General features: G+C 64.9%; 12 protein-coding genes. 11 read left to right on the forward strand and 1 reads right to left on the reverse strand.

The features are described 5' to 3' along the window. Positions 1 to 164 precede the first annotated feature (164 nt). The 10 genes from AACH32_RS14585 to AACH32_RS14630 all read left to right on the forward strand — a co-directional run bounded on the left by AACH32_RS14585 (position 165) and on the right by AACH32_RS14630 (position 9,341). Positions 165 to 950, forward strand: coding sequence for an IclR family transcriptional regulator (locus tag AACH32_RS14585; protein WP_338600973.1), 786 nt, complete (start codon positions 165 to 167; stop codon positions 948 to 950). Positions 951 to 1,168: 218 nt separating this feature from the next. Then, complete coding sequence (locus tag AACH32_RS14590; RefSeq protein ID WP_338600976.1) at positions 1,169 to 1,747, forward strand: helix-turn-helix domain-containing protein; 579 nt, start codon at positions 1,169 to 1,171, stop codon at positions 1,745 to 1,747. A gap of 76 nt (positions 1,748 to 1,823) precedes the next feature. Further along, positions 1,824 to 2,738 carry a 3-keto-5-aminohexanoate cleavage protein gene (locus AACH32_RS14595; RefSeq protein ID WP_338600979.1) on the forward strand — a complete coding sequence of 305 codons (915 nt, stop codon included), beginning with the start codon at positions 1,824 to 1,826 and terminating at the stop codon, positions 2,736 to 2,738. Positions 2,739 to 2,759: 21 nt separating this feature from the next. Further along, positions 2,760 to 3,509, forward strand: coding sequence for an ABC transporter ATP-binding protein (locus AACH32_RS14600; RefSeq protein WP_338600982.1), 750 nt, complete (start codon positions 2,760 to 2,762; stop codon positions 3,507 to 3,509). Beyond that, positions 3,506 to 4,207 (forward strand): ABC transporter ATP-binding protein, encoded by a 702-nt coding sequence (locus AACH32_RS14605; protein WP_338600985.1) that lies wholly within the window; start codon positions 3,506 to 3,508, stop codon positions 4,205 to 4,207. Before AACH32_RS14600 ends, AACH32_RS14605 begins: the two co-directional genes overlap by 4 nt. A gap of 96 nt (positions 4,208 to 4,303) precedes the next feature. Continuing rightward, positions 4,304 to 5,506 carry an ABC transporter substrate-binding protein gene (locus AACH32_RS14610; RefSeq protein ID WP_338600988.1) on the forward strand — a complete coding sequence of 401 codons (1,203 nt, stop codon included), beginning with the start codon at positions 4,304 to 4,306 and terminating at the stop codon, positions 5,504 to 5,506. A 56-nt stretch (positions 5,507 to 5,562) separates the two neighbouring features. Continuing rightward, the gene (locus AACH32_RS14615; RefSeq protein WP_338600990.1) at positions 5,563 to 6,441 is read left to right on the forward strand and encodes a branched-chain amino acid ABC transporter permease; all 879 of its coding nucleotides are present in this window, start codon (positions 5,563 to 5,565) and stop codon (positions 6,439 to 6,441) included. Between the two features lie 12 nt (positions 6,442 to 6,453). Continuing rightward, on the forward strand, positions 6,454 to 7,386 hold the full coding sequence (locus AACH32_RS14620; protein WP_338600993.1) for a branched-chain amino acid ABC transporter permease: 933 nt from the start codon (positions 6,454 to 6,456) through the stop codon (positions 7,384 to 7,386). Positions 7,387 to 7,411: 25 nt separating this feature from the next. Then, positions 7,412 to 8,362, forward strand: coding sequence for an NAD-dependent epimerase/dehydratase family protein (locus AACH32_RS14625; RefSeq protein WP_338600996.1), 951 nt, complete (start codon positions 7,412 to 7,414; stop codon positions 8,360 to 8,362). 16 nt (positions 8,363 to 8,378) lie between these two features. After that, the gene (locus tag AACH32_RS14630; RefSeq protein ID WP_338600998.1) at positions 8,379 to 9,341 is read left to right on the forward strand and encodes a 3-hydroxyacyl-CoA dehydrogenase family protein; all 963 of its coding nucleotides are present in this window, start codon (positions 8,379 to 8,381) and stop codon (positions 9,339 to 9,341) included. A 60-nt stretch (positions 9,342 to 9,401) separates the two neighbouring features. On the opposite strand, the gene AACH32_RS14635 is transcribed toward AACH32_RS14630, so the two are convergent. Continuing rightward, positions 9,402 to 11,252, reverse strand: a complete 1,851-nt coding sequence (locus tag AACH32_RS14635) for an ATP-binding cassette domain-containing protein (RefSeq protein WP_338601001.1) — start codon at positions 11,250 to 11,252, stop codon at positions 9,402 to 9,404. A gap of 211 nt (positions 11,253 to 11,463) precedes the next feature. Here AACH32_RS14635 and AACH32_RS14640 point away from each other — a divergent pair, with 211 nt between their 5' ends. Then, a complete protein-coding gene (locus tag AACH32_RS14640; RefSeq protein ID WP_338601003.1) occupies positions 11,464 to 12,579 on the forward strand; it encodes a DUF362 domain-containing protein in 1,116 nt (371 codons plus the stop codon). The last annotated feature ends 62 nt before the right edge of the window (positions 12,580 to 12,641 follow it).

Below are 12,641 nucleotides of genomic sequence, written 5' to 3' on the forward strand. Positions count from 1 at the left end.
GGCTAGAGGATATATATACGCCATGCCCCGCCTCCGCCAAAGAGTATTCACGCCCTATTCCCCCGGCCGCCCGGCCACCGAGCGAGAAAAACGGGCTTGCGGCCTCGCTTGACACCGACCGGGCAAAATTCTAGAGTTAACGCCATACGGGAGCAGATACCGCATTGAGTAACATTCAGCTCATAAAATCCGTGGCCAAGGGTTTCACCCTGCTGGAGCTCCTGGTGCGCTCGCCCGACCCCCTCACCCTGACCCAGATCGCCCAGGCCCTGGGGCACACCAAGACCAGCGCCCAGCGCCTGATCAACACCCTGTTGGACCTGGGCTATCTCAAGCGCATCGAGGGCAAGCGTTACGTGCCGGGCAACAAGGTGCTGTCGCTGAGCTTCCAGCTTTTGCAAAAGGACAACCTCTACAAGCAGGCCCAGTCTCTGTTGGAGGAGGTTTCCGACCGCCTGGGCTACAGCGTGACCCTGAGCGTGTTGGAGGGCTCGGAGATCCTGGTGATCTACCGCAAGGAAAGGGCCCGCTACCTGCCCTACGCCATCTACACCGGCTCCAAGCTGCCGCCCCATTGCTCGGCCACCGGCAAGGCGCTCCTGGCCGGCTTGCCGCCGGAAAAGCTGGAGCCCCTGCTGAAAGGCCTGCGCCTGACCAAGGTTACCCCCAAGACCATCACCGAGGTGGACGAGCTTCGCCAGGAGCTGGCCCGCATCAGGAAGCGGGGCTACTCGGTCTCCAACCAGGAGTTCTCCCTGGATCTTTATTCCATCGGGGTGCCCCTGTTGGACGGCCGCCAGAAGATAGCCGCCGCGGCCGGGCTGTCGGTACCCATCAAGGACAAGAGGGACAAGAAAAAACTCGCCGCCTCCCTGTCCGACTTTCTGAGCGTGGGGGAGGCCATCTCGCGCGAGCTGGGCTACCAAGGCCCCTATCCGCGCCTGGCCTGAAACCTGGCCGGAGCAGGCCGAGCGCCTGCGCTTCCCAGGGCCTTTTCGTCAAAAGCGCCCTTGCGCCGAATGGGGTTGACCGCCCGAGCCGCCCTAGTGTACGTTTGTTTTCTAATAGTCAACAAGACTTTCTAATCGGGCAACGATAGTCAACAACAGATGCGCCAACTTGGTTCGCCCCTTTGCTCAACGAATCACCAGGTTGAGTGGAGCCAGGCATGGCTACCTTTAATGAGGAACAAATAGGCGCCCGCATCAAGAGCCTGCGCATCGACCGGGATCTCACCCTGGCGGCGGTGGCCGAGAGAACCAATCTCAGCCGCAGCTATCTCTCCAAGGTGGAAAACTCCAAGAGCGCGCCTCCGGTCTCCACCCTGGCCACCATAGCCGAGGCCCTGGGGGTGCACGTCGCCGACATCTTTGCCGACGACGAGCCCGCGACCATGGTCACCGTGGTAAGAAGCGAAGAACGCCAGGCCAGCTTTCGCCACGGCGTGGAGGTGGGATACAGCTACGCGCCGCTGGCCCCGGTGTTTCCCAAGCGCCTGATGGACCCTTACTACATCAGCATCCGGCCCCGCGAGGGAGAGCCCTATGTTTTCCAGCACAAGGGGCACGAGTTGATGCTGATACTCAGCGGCGAGTTGGAGTTGCACGTCGGAGAGCGGCAACTGGAGTTGCACCCGGGGGATTGCGTTTATTTCGACGCCAGCCTCCCCCACTATGGCTTTGCCTTGGGCGGCAAACAGGTGGAAGCCATGCTGGTCATCTCCACCGGCCAGGGGCGCTCATCCTGAAGCCGGTTCTCCACGAACCTCGACTTGAAATTAGAGCCCTTGGCAAAGGGCCTTGCGGAGCGAAAGGAATTACGCTGTGGAAAAGCTGATCATCACCGCGGCCATTACCGGCGGCGCCTCCCCGGATAGCAACCCCAACCTTCCCAAGACCCCCGCCGAGCAGGCCCAGGCCACCATCGACGTGTACAACGCGGGAGCCTCGGTGGTGCACATTCACGCGCGCAACCCCGAGACCGGACGGGGCGAGCAGAGGTCCGAGTGGCTGGAGCAGGCCATCCTGCCCATCCGCGAGAAAACCGACATCATCGTCAACGTCAGCACCGGCGGCTCCGGGCGCCGCTGCGACGGGGATCATCTCTACGAAAAAATGCCTCTGGAGAGCGTGGAAGGCCGCCTGGCGGTGGTGCCGGAGCTGTGTAAAAACCCGGCCGCCGCGCCGGAGTTGGCCTCCTTCAACGCGGGCTCTCCGGTGATCGACATCTACAGCGCCAGCAAAAAGGACTACATGCTCAAATTCGTCATGGTGCACTCCTTTCCGGACATGGTGCACATGGCCGAAACCATGAAGTCCTGCGGGGTCAAGCCCGAGCTGGAGTGCTACGACGTGGGCATGATCAACAACGCCGTGCACCTGGCCGAGTTGGGCCACCTCGAAGAGCCCATGTATTTCCAGTTCGTGCTGGGCGTGTTGGGCCAGATACCGGCCACTCCCGAAAACCTGCTGCACATGGTGCATTGCCTGCCCAAGGGCTCCCCCTGGTCGGTGTGCGCCATAGGCCTCAACGAGTTCCGCATGGCCGCCATGTCCATGATCATGGGCGGCCACGTGCGGGTGGGCTTCGAGGACAACCTCTACCTGAGCCCCGGGGTGATGGCCAAGAGCAACGCGGAGCTGGTGGAAAAGGCGGTGCGCATGGCCCGGGAGCTGGGCCGGGAGATAGCCACCCCGGAAGAGGCCCGGCAGATTTTGGGCCTGCCGCCCAGGAAATAACCGGACAGGCGGGAAGCGAGCATGGACGACCAGGTGGTCTTGGAGGCCAGGGGCCTCAGCAAAAATTTCGGCGCCTTGCAGGTCATCAACGACGTGAACCTGCAGGTGCGCCGCGGGGCCATCCATTCCATAATCGGGCCCAACGGGGCGGGCAAGACCACCCTGTTCAACCTGCTTACCGGATTCTTGAAGGCCAGCTCCGGCCGGGTGATCTACCAGGGCAAGGACATAACCGACCTGCCGCCCTTCAAGGTGGCCAGGATGGGCATGGCCCGCTCGTTTCAGATCACCAGCGTCTTTCCCGAGCTTACGGTGCATGAAAACGTGCGGGTATCGGCCCAGGCCACCCAGGCGCACCACTACAACTTCATGATGAACTACAAACGCCTCAAGCAGGCCGAGACCAAGGCCGACGCCGTTTTGGCCAGCATAGGCCTTTACGAGCAACGCGACCAGCTTTGCAAGAACCTCTCTTACGGCGACCGCCGGGTGCTGGATATCGGCATATCCCAGGCCACCGAACCCCAACTGGTCCTTTTGGACGAGCCCCTGGCCGGGCTCCAGGCCGCCGACCACGAGCGCCTGGTGGGCCTGATCGAGGACATGGCCCACTCCATGACCGTGGTGCTCATCGACCACAACATCGACATCGTGACCTCCGTTTCCCACGTGATCACGGTGCTCAACCAAGGCCAGGTCATCGCCGAGGGGACGCCGGAAGAGGTCAAGGGCAACCCGAAGGTGCAAGAAGCCTACCTGGGGGGAGTATGACGCTTCTCCGACTGGAAGAGGTGCACGCGGCCTACGACGAGAGCCAGGTGCTCACCGGAGTCTCCCTGGAGATAGCCAAGGGCGAGCTGGTCACCCTGTTGGGCCGCAACGGCGCCGGCAAGACCACCACCCTGCGCACCATCATGGGCCTGCTGCCCCCCCTGTCCGGCCGCATCAGCTTCAAGGGCCAACAGATCAGCGGCTTGGTGCCCAACCGCATAGCCAAGCTGGGGGTGGGCTACGTGCCCGAGGAACGGGGCATCTTCCCCAGCCTCACGGTCTCGGAGAACCTGATGTTCCCCAGTTGGGGCCGGGGCGAGACCGGCTGGAGCCTGGAGCGCATCTATCACTTTTTCCCCAGGCTGCACGAAAGGGCCGCGCACAAGGGCTCCCAGCTCAGCGGCGGCGAGCAGCAGATGCTGGCCATCGCCCGCATCCTCAGGGCCAAGATGGACCTGCTGCTTCTGGACGAGCCCACCGAGGGCCTGGCCCCTCTGCTGGTGGAGACCATCGGCACCATTCTCAAGGAAATAAAGGCCTCCGGCCTCACGGTGCTATTGGTGGAGCAGAACACCCGCTTCGCCTGTCAGATAGCCGAGAGGCACCACATACTTTACGGCGGAAGAATCGTGCACACTTGCAGCAATGATGAATTCATGCGCGATATGGATATTCAGCACAAATATTTGGGAGTTTGAAACGCCCTTTGGACCCGCACATCCTTTGGGCGCGCGCCCGACAGCCCGCGCCGGAAGACCCGAGGGGCAAGCTGGTTGCAAGAAAGGAAAAGTGAGATGAGAGCAAAATGTCTGGTCGTAGCGTTCATGTTGGCCGCGGCTCTGCTCATGGTCGGCGGGCCCGCGGTTGCCGCCAAGGTGGTCAAGGTCGGTATTGTCAGCGTGCTCTCCGGGCCGGTGGCGGTCATCGGCAACGGTGAAAAGTGGGCCGCCGAGATGGCGGTGGCCGATTTCGAGGGCATCGAAGGCACCAAGATAGAGCTGGTGGTGCGCGACCACGCCTACAACCCCGGCGTGGCCAACGAAAAGGCCAAGGAGCTCTACGAAAAGGAGAACGTGGACGTCATCATCGCCTGCCCCAACAGCGCCGCCGCCCTGGCCGTGGCCCAGCAGGCCAAGCTCCACAAGAAGCTGTTCATCTCCACCTCCGCCGGCACCACCGACCTGATCGGCAAGGCCTGCAACCGCTACGTGTTCAAGTGGAACTACAACGACTACATGCTGGCCACCACCGTGGGCATCCTGGGCGCGGAGAAGCTGGGCAAGCGCTGGTACACCATCACCTCCGACTACGCCTGGGGCCACAACCTGCTCAAGCACTTCACCGAGGCGGTGGAGTCCAAGGGCGGCAAGGTGGTGGGCAACGACATGGTGGCCTTGCACACCTCCGACTACAGCCCCTACATCCTCAAGGCCATGAACGCCAAGCCCGAGGTGTTGGCGTTGCTCAACGTGGGCAAGGACGCGGTTAACTCCACCAAGGCCGCCGCCGAGTACGGCCTCAAGAAAAAGGTCACCATCGTGCACGCCCTGCTGTTTGAGCCCAGCATCCGCGGAGGCGGCGTGGCCACCTTTGCCGGCGACTACACCGCCGCGCCCTGGAACTGGGTGGTGGACAACCCCGGCGCCCGCGACTTCGCGGACCGCTACCTCAAAAAGACCGGCGAGCGCCCCCACTTCATGGCCGCCGCCGTCTACAGCGCGGTGACCCAATACCTCCTGGCGGTCAAGCGCGCGGGCGGCGCGGACACCGAAAAGGTGATCAAGGCCCTGGAAGGCCACACCTTCAAGGACATGTTCGCCAATCCCGGTTACGTCCGCCCCGAGGACCACCAGCAGGTGGGCAAGGCCTATCTGCTCAGGGTCAAGCAGCCCGACCAGGTCAAGGGCACCGACGACTACTTCGAGGTCGTGGGCTCGCTCCCGGCGGAGCAGGCCTTTGGCAAACCCGGCCAGTTCGGCTGCAAGCTAAACAAGTAACTCCAAGCGGCCCGGGGCGGGGCGTTTTCTAACGCCCCGCCCGGCCTGGAAACACCATGGAACCGGTTTTCCTGTTCAGCCAATTCTTCAACGGCCTGGTGCTGGGCTGCATCTACGTGTTGCTCTCCCTGGGGCTCACGGTGGTCTTCGGCACCCTGGGGGTGGTCAACTTCGCCCACGGGGCCCTGTACATGCTGGGGGCCTACGCCGCCTACACCATCTCCAGCAAGTTGCAGCTGAACTTCCTGGCCTGCCTGGTGCTGTGCCCGCTGATCGTGGCCGCCATCGGCATGATCCTGGAAAAATTTCTGATCAGCAAGCTCTACAAGCTGCCCCACTATTACAACCTGCTGTTGACCTTCGGCATCATGTTCATCATCCAGGACGCGGTGAAGATCATCTTCGGCCCGGAGGGCGAGCCCTTCAACATTCCGGAGCTGCTGCAGGGGGCGGTGAACCTGGGCTTCATGTACTACCCCAAGTACCGCCTGTTCATTTTGGTGGTAACGGCGGGTTTGTCCCTGGGGCTGTGGCTGTTCATCGAGAAAACCCGCCTGGGCGCGATCATCAGGGCGGGCACCGACAACGCCGAGATGGCCGACGCCCTGGGCACCAACATCTCCTGGACCTTTACCCTGATCTTCGGCCTGGGGGCCGGGCTCTCGGGGCTGGCCGGGGTGTTGGCCGCGCCCATTCAAAACGTGCAGCCGGCCATGGGCATGGACATCCTGGTGCAGACCTTCGTGGTGGTCATCATCGGCGGCATGGGCAGCATCGCCGGCTCCATCCTGGCGGGCCTGGTCATCGGCCAGATACTCACCTTTTCCATCGTCTTCTGGCCGCCGGGCTCCACCACCTTGATCTACGCTTTCATGGCCCTGGTGTTGGTCACCCGGCCGCGGGGCTTTTTCGGACGGGTATCGTTTTTTGAGTAATCCGGAGCGGACATGCAACTAAAGGCGCGCCATAAAACCGCCGGCATCATCGTCGGCGCGGCCTTGCTGCTGGCCGCGCCCTATCTGGCCCCCTACCAGGCGTTGGCCACCCAGATGCTCATTTTCGCCATCTTCGCCATCGGCTTCGACATACTCTTCGGCTACACCGGCCTGCTCTCCTTCGGCCACGCCGCCTTTTTCGGGCTGGGGGCCTACGGCACCGGGCTCAGCCTGATCCACCTGACCAGCTCCGTGCCCCTGGCCCTGGGCCTGGGCATCCTGCTGGCCGTGCTGGTGGCCGTGCCCATGGGCTTTCTCTCCACCCAGCGCCACGGCATCTACTTCGCCATGGTCACCCTGGCCTTTGCCCAGTTGATCTACTTCATCGCCTTTCAGTGGCGCTCGCTCACCGGCGGCGACGACGGCCTGCAGGGTGTGCCCCGGCCTTCCCTGGGGCCGGTGGACCTCAGCTCGGACCTGGTCTACTACTACTTCGTTTTGCTGATGTTCATCCTGGCTCTGGTGGTAGGAGTCCGGGTCATCCGTTCGCCCTTCGGCCGGGTCTTGCAGGCCCTGCGCGAAAACGGCGACCGGGCCATGAGCGTGGGCTACGACCCTCGCAAGTACAAGCTGATCTCTTTCGTGATCTCGGCCGGCTTCGCCGCCCTGGCGGGCGGGCTATACGCCATGCTGCAAAATTTCGTGCCCTTGTTCAGCCTGGGCCTGGATTTGTCCGGCGAGATCGTGCTGATGACCCTGGTCGGCGGCATGGGCACCATCTACGGCCCCGTGGTCGGGGCCATGGCCATCGTCTACGTCAAGGACTTCCTCAGCTCCCAAACCGATGTCTGGCCCCTGATAATGGGCCTTTTATACGTGGTTTCCGTGATGACCTTCCGGCGGGGAGTGGTCAAGGAGCTGAAGGAACGCCTGCTCAAATCATGATCAGAGTCACCACGGGAGGATTCAGGTGTCCATAATCATCACCGGAGGCTGCGGACTCATCGGCGCCAACCTGGCGCGCATCATGCTGGAAAAGGGCCGGGAGGTGGTCACCTTCGACGTGGCCCCGGCCCAGGCCCTGCCCGCCGACCTGGCCTCCAGGGTCACCCACGTGCAAGGCGACATCACCAACTACCACGAGGTGCTCAACGCCTTGCGCGACCACGGCGTGGACGAGGTATTCCACCTGGCCGCCACCCTCTCGGCCCCCTCGGAGGCCAACCCCTGGCGGGCCTACAAGATCAACAACGAGGGCACCTACTTCGCCCTGGAGGCCGCCCGCGTCTGCGGGGTGGGCAAGTTCCTCTTTTCCAGCTCCATGGGTTCCTACGGCATGGGCCACGACGGCCACATCTCCGACGACACCATCCAGCAGCCCACCATCATCTACGGAGTCACCAAGGTCTTCGGCGAGCTGATGGGCCGCTACTACCAACGCAAGTTCGGGGTGGACTTCCGGGGAGTGCGCCTGCCCCAGATCGTGGGCCCTGGGGTCACCGCCGGGGGCTTCGGCCAATACAACCCCGGCATGATCGAGGCCGCCGCCCAGGGCCGGCCCTACGAGGTATGGGTGCCCGAGGACACCGTGCTGCCCCTGATGTACATCAGCGACGCCATCCGCAGCCTGGCCGAGCTTTACGAGGCCGAGGCGGCCGCGATCAAGACGAGGGTCTACAACCTGGGCCAGATCACTCCCGCGCCCACCGCCGCGGAGTTGGCCGGCATCGTCAAGGGATTCTTCCCGGAGGCTCAGATCACCTTCAAGCCCGACCCCCAGGCGGTGGAGGTGCTGCGCTACATCCCCAGCTACATCGACGGAAGCAACGCCGAGAAGGAATGGGGCTGGAAGCTCACGGGTAGCGCCGAGGACATGGTGCGCGATTTCATCGCGGACATGAAGGCCATGAACCAAGGCTAAGACGGGAGGAAGGGCGATGTCCGCGATCAAGCACATCACCGTGGTGGGAGCCGGGCTGATGGGCCACGGCATCGCCCAGGCCTTTGCCCAGAAGGGCCTGGAGGTGTGCCTCTACGACCTGGGGCAAGACCTGCTGGCCCAGGCCGTCGCCTCCATCAAGGAAAACCTGGGCACCTTCGTGGAGATGGGCCTGGAGACCCCGGAGGGCGCGGCCCGTGCCCTGGGGCGCATCAGCACCTTCACCGACCTGCCCCGGGCCCTGGAAAAGGCCGAGTTCGTCACCGAGGCAGCCCCGGAGAACCTGGAGCTCAAGCAGGAGCTCTTCGGCCTGATGGATCGCCACGCCCCGGAAGGGGCCATCCTGGCCAGCAACACCTCCATGCTCTCCATCTCCCGTTTCGGCTCCCAGGTGCGCGATCCGGGCAGGCTGATCATCACCCATTGGTTCAACCCGCCCCACATCGTGCCGGTGGTGGAGGTGGTGCTGGGCCAAGGCACCAGCGAACGGACCAAGCAGGCGACCTTTGAGCTGCTGAAGTGCATCGGCAAGACGCCGGTGCTGGTGAACCAGGAAATACCCGGCTTTTTGGTCAACCGCATCCAGACCGCCATGTTCCGCGAGGTGCTCTCTCTCCTGGAGATGGGGGTGGCCTCGGCCGAGGACATCGACCGGGCCATCGCGGGCAGCTTCGGCCTGCGCCTGTCGGTGCAGGGGGTGCTCAAGACCATGGACCTGGCCGGGCTGGACCTGATGCTCAAAGGCTGCAGCTACCTGTTCGGCCACATCGCCGGCGGCAGCGAGGCTCCCGAGGTTTTGCGCCAGAAGGTGGAGCAAGGCGAGCTGGGGGTCAAGACGGGACAGGGCTTTTTCCGCTATGACCAGGAAGGCTCCGGCGCCGGTGGCGCGTCGCCGGACAAAATGCGCGACCGGGCCTTGCTCAAGGTCCTCAAGGCCATCTCCAAGGATTCCGACAGCTAGGTTCGAAGGACTTTCCCCCCTTCGATCCTGCGCCCCGGCTATATGCCGAGGGCTGCCCTTTTAGCCGGGGATGGCCTCCAGCTCCTCCCAGCGGGCGTAGGTTTGCTCCAGCTCGCCCTCCAGCTCTTCCAGGCGCTCGCTGATCTGGGCCGCTTCCTTGCCCCCCTTGGCGTACAGATCAGGGTCGGCGATGCGCCGGTGCAGCTCGGCCTGCTCCTTCTCCAGGGCCTCGATCCGGCCGGGCAGCTCGGCCAGCTCCCGCTTCTGGTTGAAGCTAAGCTTGAGCGGGCGCTCCGGGGCGGGACGCTTCTTGGGCTTGGCCGCCTTGGGCGCCGGGGTAGTGGGCGCGCCCACGGCCCGCTGGGCCAGCCAGTCGTCGTAGCCACCCGCGTACTCGCCCACCCGGCCCCCGCCTTCCAGCACCAAGCTACTCGTGGCCACGTTGTTGAGGAACTCGCGGTCGTGGCTGACCAACAGCACCGTGCCCGCGAACTCCACCAGCAGGTTTTCCAGCAGCAGCAGGGTGTCGCGGTCCAGATCGTTGGTGGGCTCGTCCAAGACCAACAGGTTGGCGGGCTTGGCAAACAGCTTGGCCAAGAGCAGGCGGTTGCGCTCCCCGCCGGAAAGCACCCGCACCGGGGTGTGGACCCGGTCGGCGCTGAAGAGAAAGTCCTTGAGGTAGCTGACCACGTGGCGCTGGCGGCCCCCGATTATCAGGCTGTCCTGGCCTTCCACCAGGTTGTCCCGCACGCTCTTGCCCTGGTCCAGCTCCTCGCGCATCTGGTCGAAGTAGGCGATCTCCAGGTTGGCCCCCAGGCGAATCTCGCCGGAGCTGGGCTGCAAGCTGCCCAGGATCAGCCCCAGCAAGGTGGTCTTGCCCGAGCCGTTGGGGCCCATGATGCCCACCTTGTCGCCCCGCAGGATAAGGGTGCTGAAGTCCGCGATGAGCGGATGCTCCGGCTGGTAGGCGAAGCTTACCTCCTTTAGCTCGGCCACCACCTTGCCCGACAAGCCGGCCTGCTGGGCCCGCAGGGTGGCCGAGCCCAGCACCTCGCGGCGCTTGGCCCGCTCCTCGCGCATCTGTAGCAAGCGCCGCACCCGGCCCTCGTCGCGGGTGCGCCGGGCCCGGAGCCCCCGGTGCAGCCAGGCCTCCTCCTGCTCCAGCTTCTTGTCGAAGCGGGCCCGCTGCTCCTGCTCGATGGTCAGGGCATCTTCCCGGCGGCGCAGAAACTCGTCGTAGGGGCAGTTCCAGTCGTAGAGCACCCCCCGGTCCAGCTCCACCACCCGGGTGGCCAGGTTGCGGGCAAAGGCCCGGTCGTGGGAGATGAAAACCAGGGCCCCCTGGTAGGCGGCCAAAAACTCCTCCAGCCACACAATGGCCTGGATGTCCAGATGGTTGGTGGGCTCGTCCAACAGCAGCAGTTGGGGGCTCTTGGCCAGGGCCCGGGCCAGCAGCACCCGGCGCTGCAACCCGCCGGACAGGGTCTCCACCCGCTGCCGGGGCTCCAGGCCCAGGCGGGTGAGCACGGTGCGCAAACGGCGGTCCGCCTCCCAGAGCCTTTGCTCGTTGCCCTGCTCGGCGTTGTGCTCCCCGCCCCGCCCCCGGCGCAATTCGATCAGGGTGCGCCCCAGACCGTCCAATACCTGGGCCGCCACCTCGTAGACCTCGCCGCTGAGACCGGAGGGCACGTCCTGGGGCAGGAAACCGGTCTCCAGGCCCACCGCCCGGCTGATCTCGCCCCCGTCGGGAGTCAGCTCGCCGGCCAGCAGCCCCAGCAGGCTGGACTTGCCCGCCCCGTTGCGCCCCAACAGGCACAGCCGCTCGCCAGGCTCCACCCGCAGGGAAATGCTTTCCAGAAGCTTGGGCCCGCCAAAGGCCAGACTCACGTCGAAAAGGTTAATCAGGGCCAAGGTCGCTCGCTCCACCTGGTTCAGCGTTGTTGCCCGCCGCGCGGCGGGCTGGGGGAATCATACCGCCTGGCGCGCCATTGTTCATGGCGGGCCAAGACCTAAGCAGCAAAAACTGTTGGGCTGGGCGGTCGGAGGGCGCAGGCCTTATACTTGAACTTGGAGCTCGGGGCGTTGCCCCCGGGCCCGCTCACCTCAATCTGGAGGGATCAGCTTGTCCGTAACCTCCGCAGAAGAGAAAACCGTGGTCTCCCTGGCCCAGGTGCCGGGCGGGGCCTCAGCAGAGCAAATCATGGAGGCCACCCGCCGGGCGGCCCTGGCCGTGGACGACCTGGCCTGGCTGCGGCCCGGCGATGCGGTGTTCATCAAGCCGGTGATCAACTCGGGAAGCCCCTACCCCGCCACCACCAGCCCCGCGGCCCTGGCGGCCGTGGTGGGCCTACTCCGGGAGCGGGGCGCGGGCCGAGTGCTGGTGGGGGACATGGGCGGCGTGGCCCACGTGCGCCAGCGGCCCGGCCGGGTCAAGGGCAGCACCCGAAAGCTGGCCATGCAAAACGGCCTGGCCCAGGCGGCCCAAGAGGCGGGGGCAGAGCTGCACTTTTTCGAGGAAGCCGGGTGGGAGGCCTTTTTCGAGGACCGCCCCCTGCCGGGCTCCCACTGGAAAAGCGGCCTGATGCTGCCCGAGGTGCTGCGCCAAGTGGAGCACATCGTGCTCATGCCCCGCTGCGCCCGCCACGCCCTGTTGGGCAGCACCCTGGGGCTCAAGGCGGTGGTGGGCTACATGCGCTTCGACACCCGCCTGGAGTATCACCACCAGGGAGCCGCCATCCAGGAAATGACCGCCGAGGCCAACACGGTGAGCACCCTGCTGAACAAGCAGCGGCTGGTGGTGAGTGCGGCCGACCAGGTGCTGGCCACCTACGGTCCGGACAAGGGCCATGTGCTCACCCCGGAAGTGGGCCTGGTAATGGCCTCGCCCTCGGTGGTGGCCCACGACCTGGTCTCCCTGGCCTGGCTCATCCATAACCGCCGCGCCCTGGACCCCGGTCAGACCAACTTTCTGCGCGATCCCAACGCCAGCCCGCTCTTGGCCAACCTGGCCAACCACGCGGTGGCGGGCATGCTGGGAGGCTTGGGGGCGGGGCTCAGCGCCCTGGCCCTGACCCCCACCCCCTTGGAGCGGGTGAGCCAGGACCGGGTCCTGGCCCATGCCTGCCGCATCCTGGGCGGCGCGCCTCGGGTAGATCCCGTCCCGGCCGGGCCGGAGCTGGCTCCGGGGCTGGTGGACGAGCTGATGGAGCTGGTTCAAGACCCCGCCCTGGGCGCCTGAACCGCCAGCGCCAAGGCCGGAGAGACCGCCCAAATTAACACTATACTAGTAGTGTTGAATCC

It is taken from the genome of Desulfoferula mesophila (assembly GCF_037076455.1).
Classification (GTDB): domain Bacteria; phylum Desulfobacterota; class Desulfarculia; order Desulfarculales; family Desulfarculaceae; genus Desulfoferula; species Desulfoferula mesophila.

Coding starts and splice junctions, on each gene's coding strand:
- AACH32_RS14590 (WP_338600976.1), top strand. CDS start 1,169: ATGGCTACCTTTAATGAGGAACAAATAGGCGCCCGCATCAAGAGCCTG.
- AACH32_RS14600 (WP_338600982.1), top strand. CDS start 2,760: ATGGACGACCAGGTGGTCTTGGAGGCCAGGGGCCTCAGCAAAAATTTC.
- AACH32_RS14605 (WP_338600985.1), top strand. CDS start 3,506: ATGACGCTTCTCCGACTGGAAGAGGTGCACGCGGCCTACGACGAGAGC.
- AACH32_RS14610 (WP_338600988.1), top strand. CDS start 4,304: ATGAGAGCAAAATGTCTGGTCGTAGCGTTCATGTTGGCCGCGGCTCTG.
- AACH32_RS14615 (WP_338600990.1), top strand. CDS start 5,563: ATGGAACCGGTTTTCCTGTTCAGCCAATTCTTCAACGGCCTGGTGCTG.
- AACH32_RS14620 (WP_338600993.1), top strand. CDS start 6,454: ATGCAACTAAAGGCGCGCCATAAAACCGCCGGCATCATCGTCGGCGCG.
- AACH32_RS14630 (WP_338600998.1), top strand. CDS start 8,379: ATGTCCGCGATCAAGCACATCACCGTGGTGGGAGCCGGGCTGATGGGC.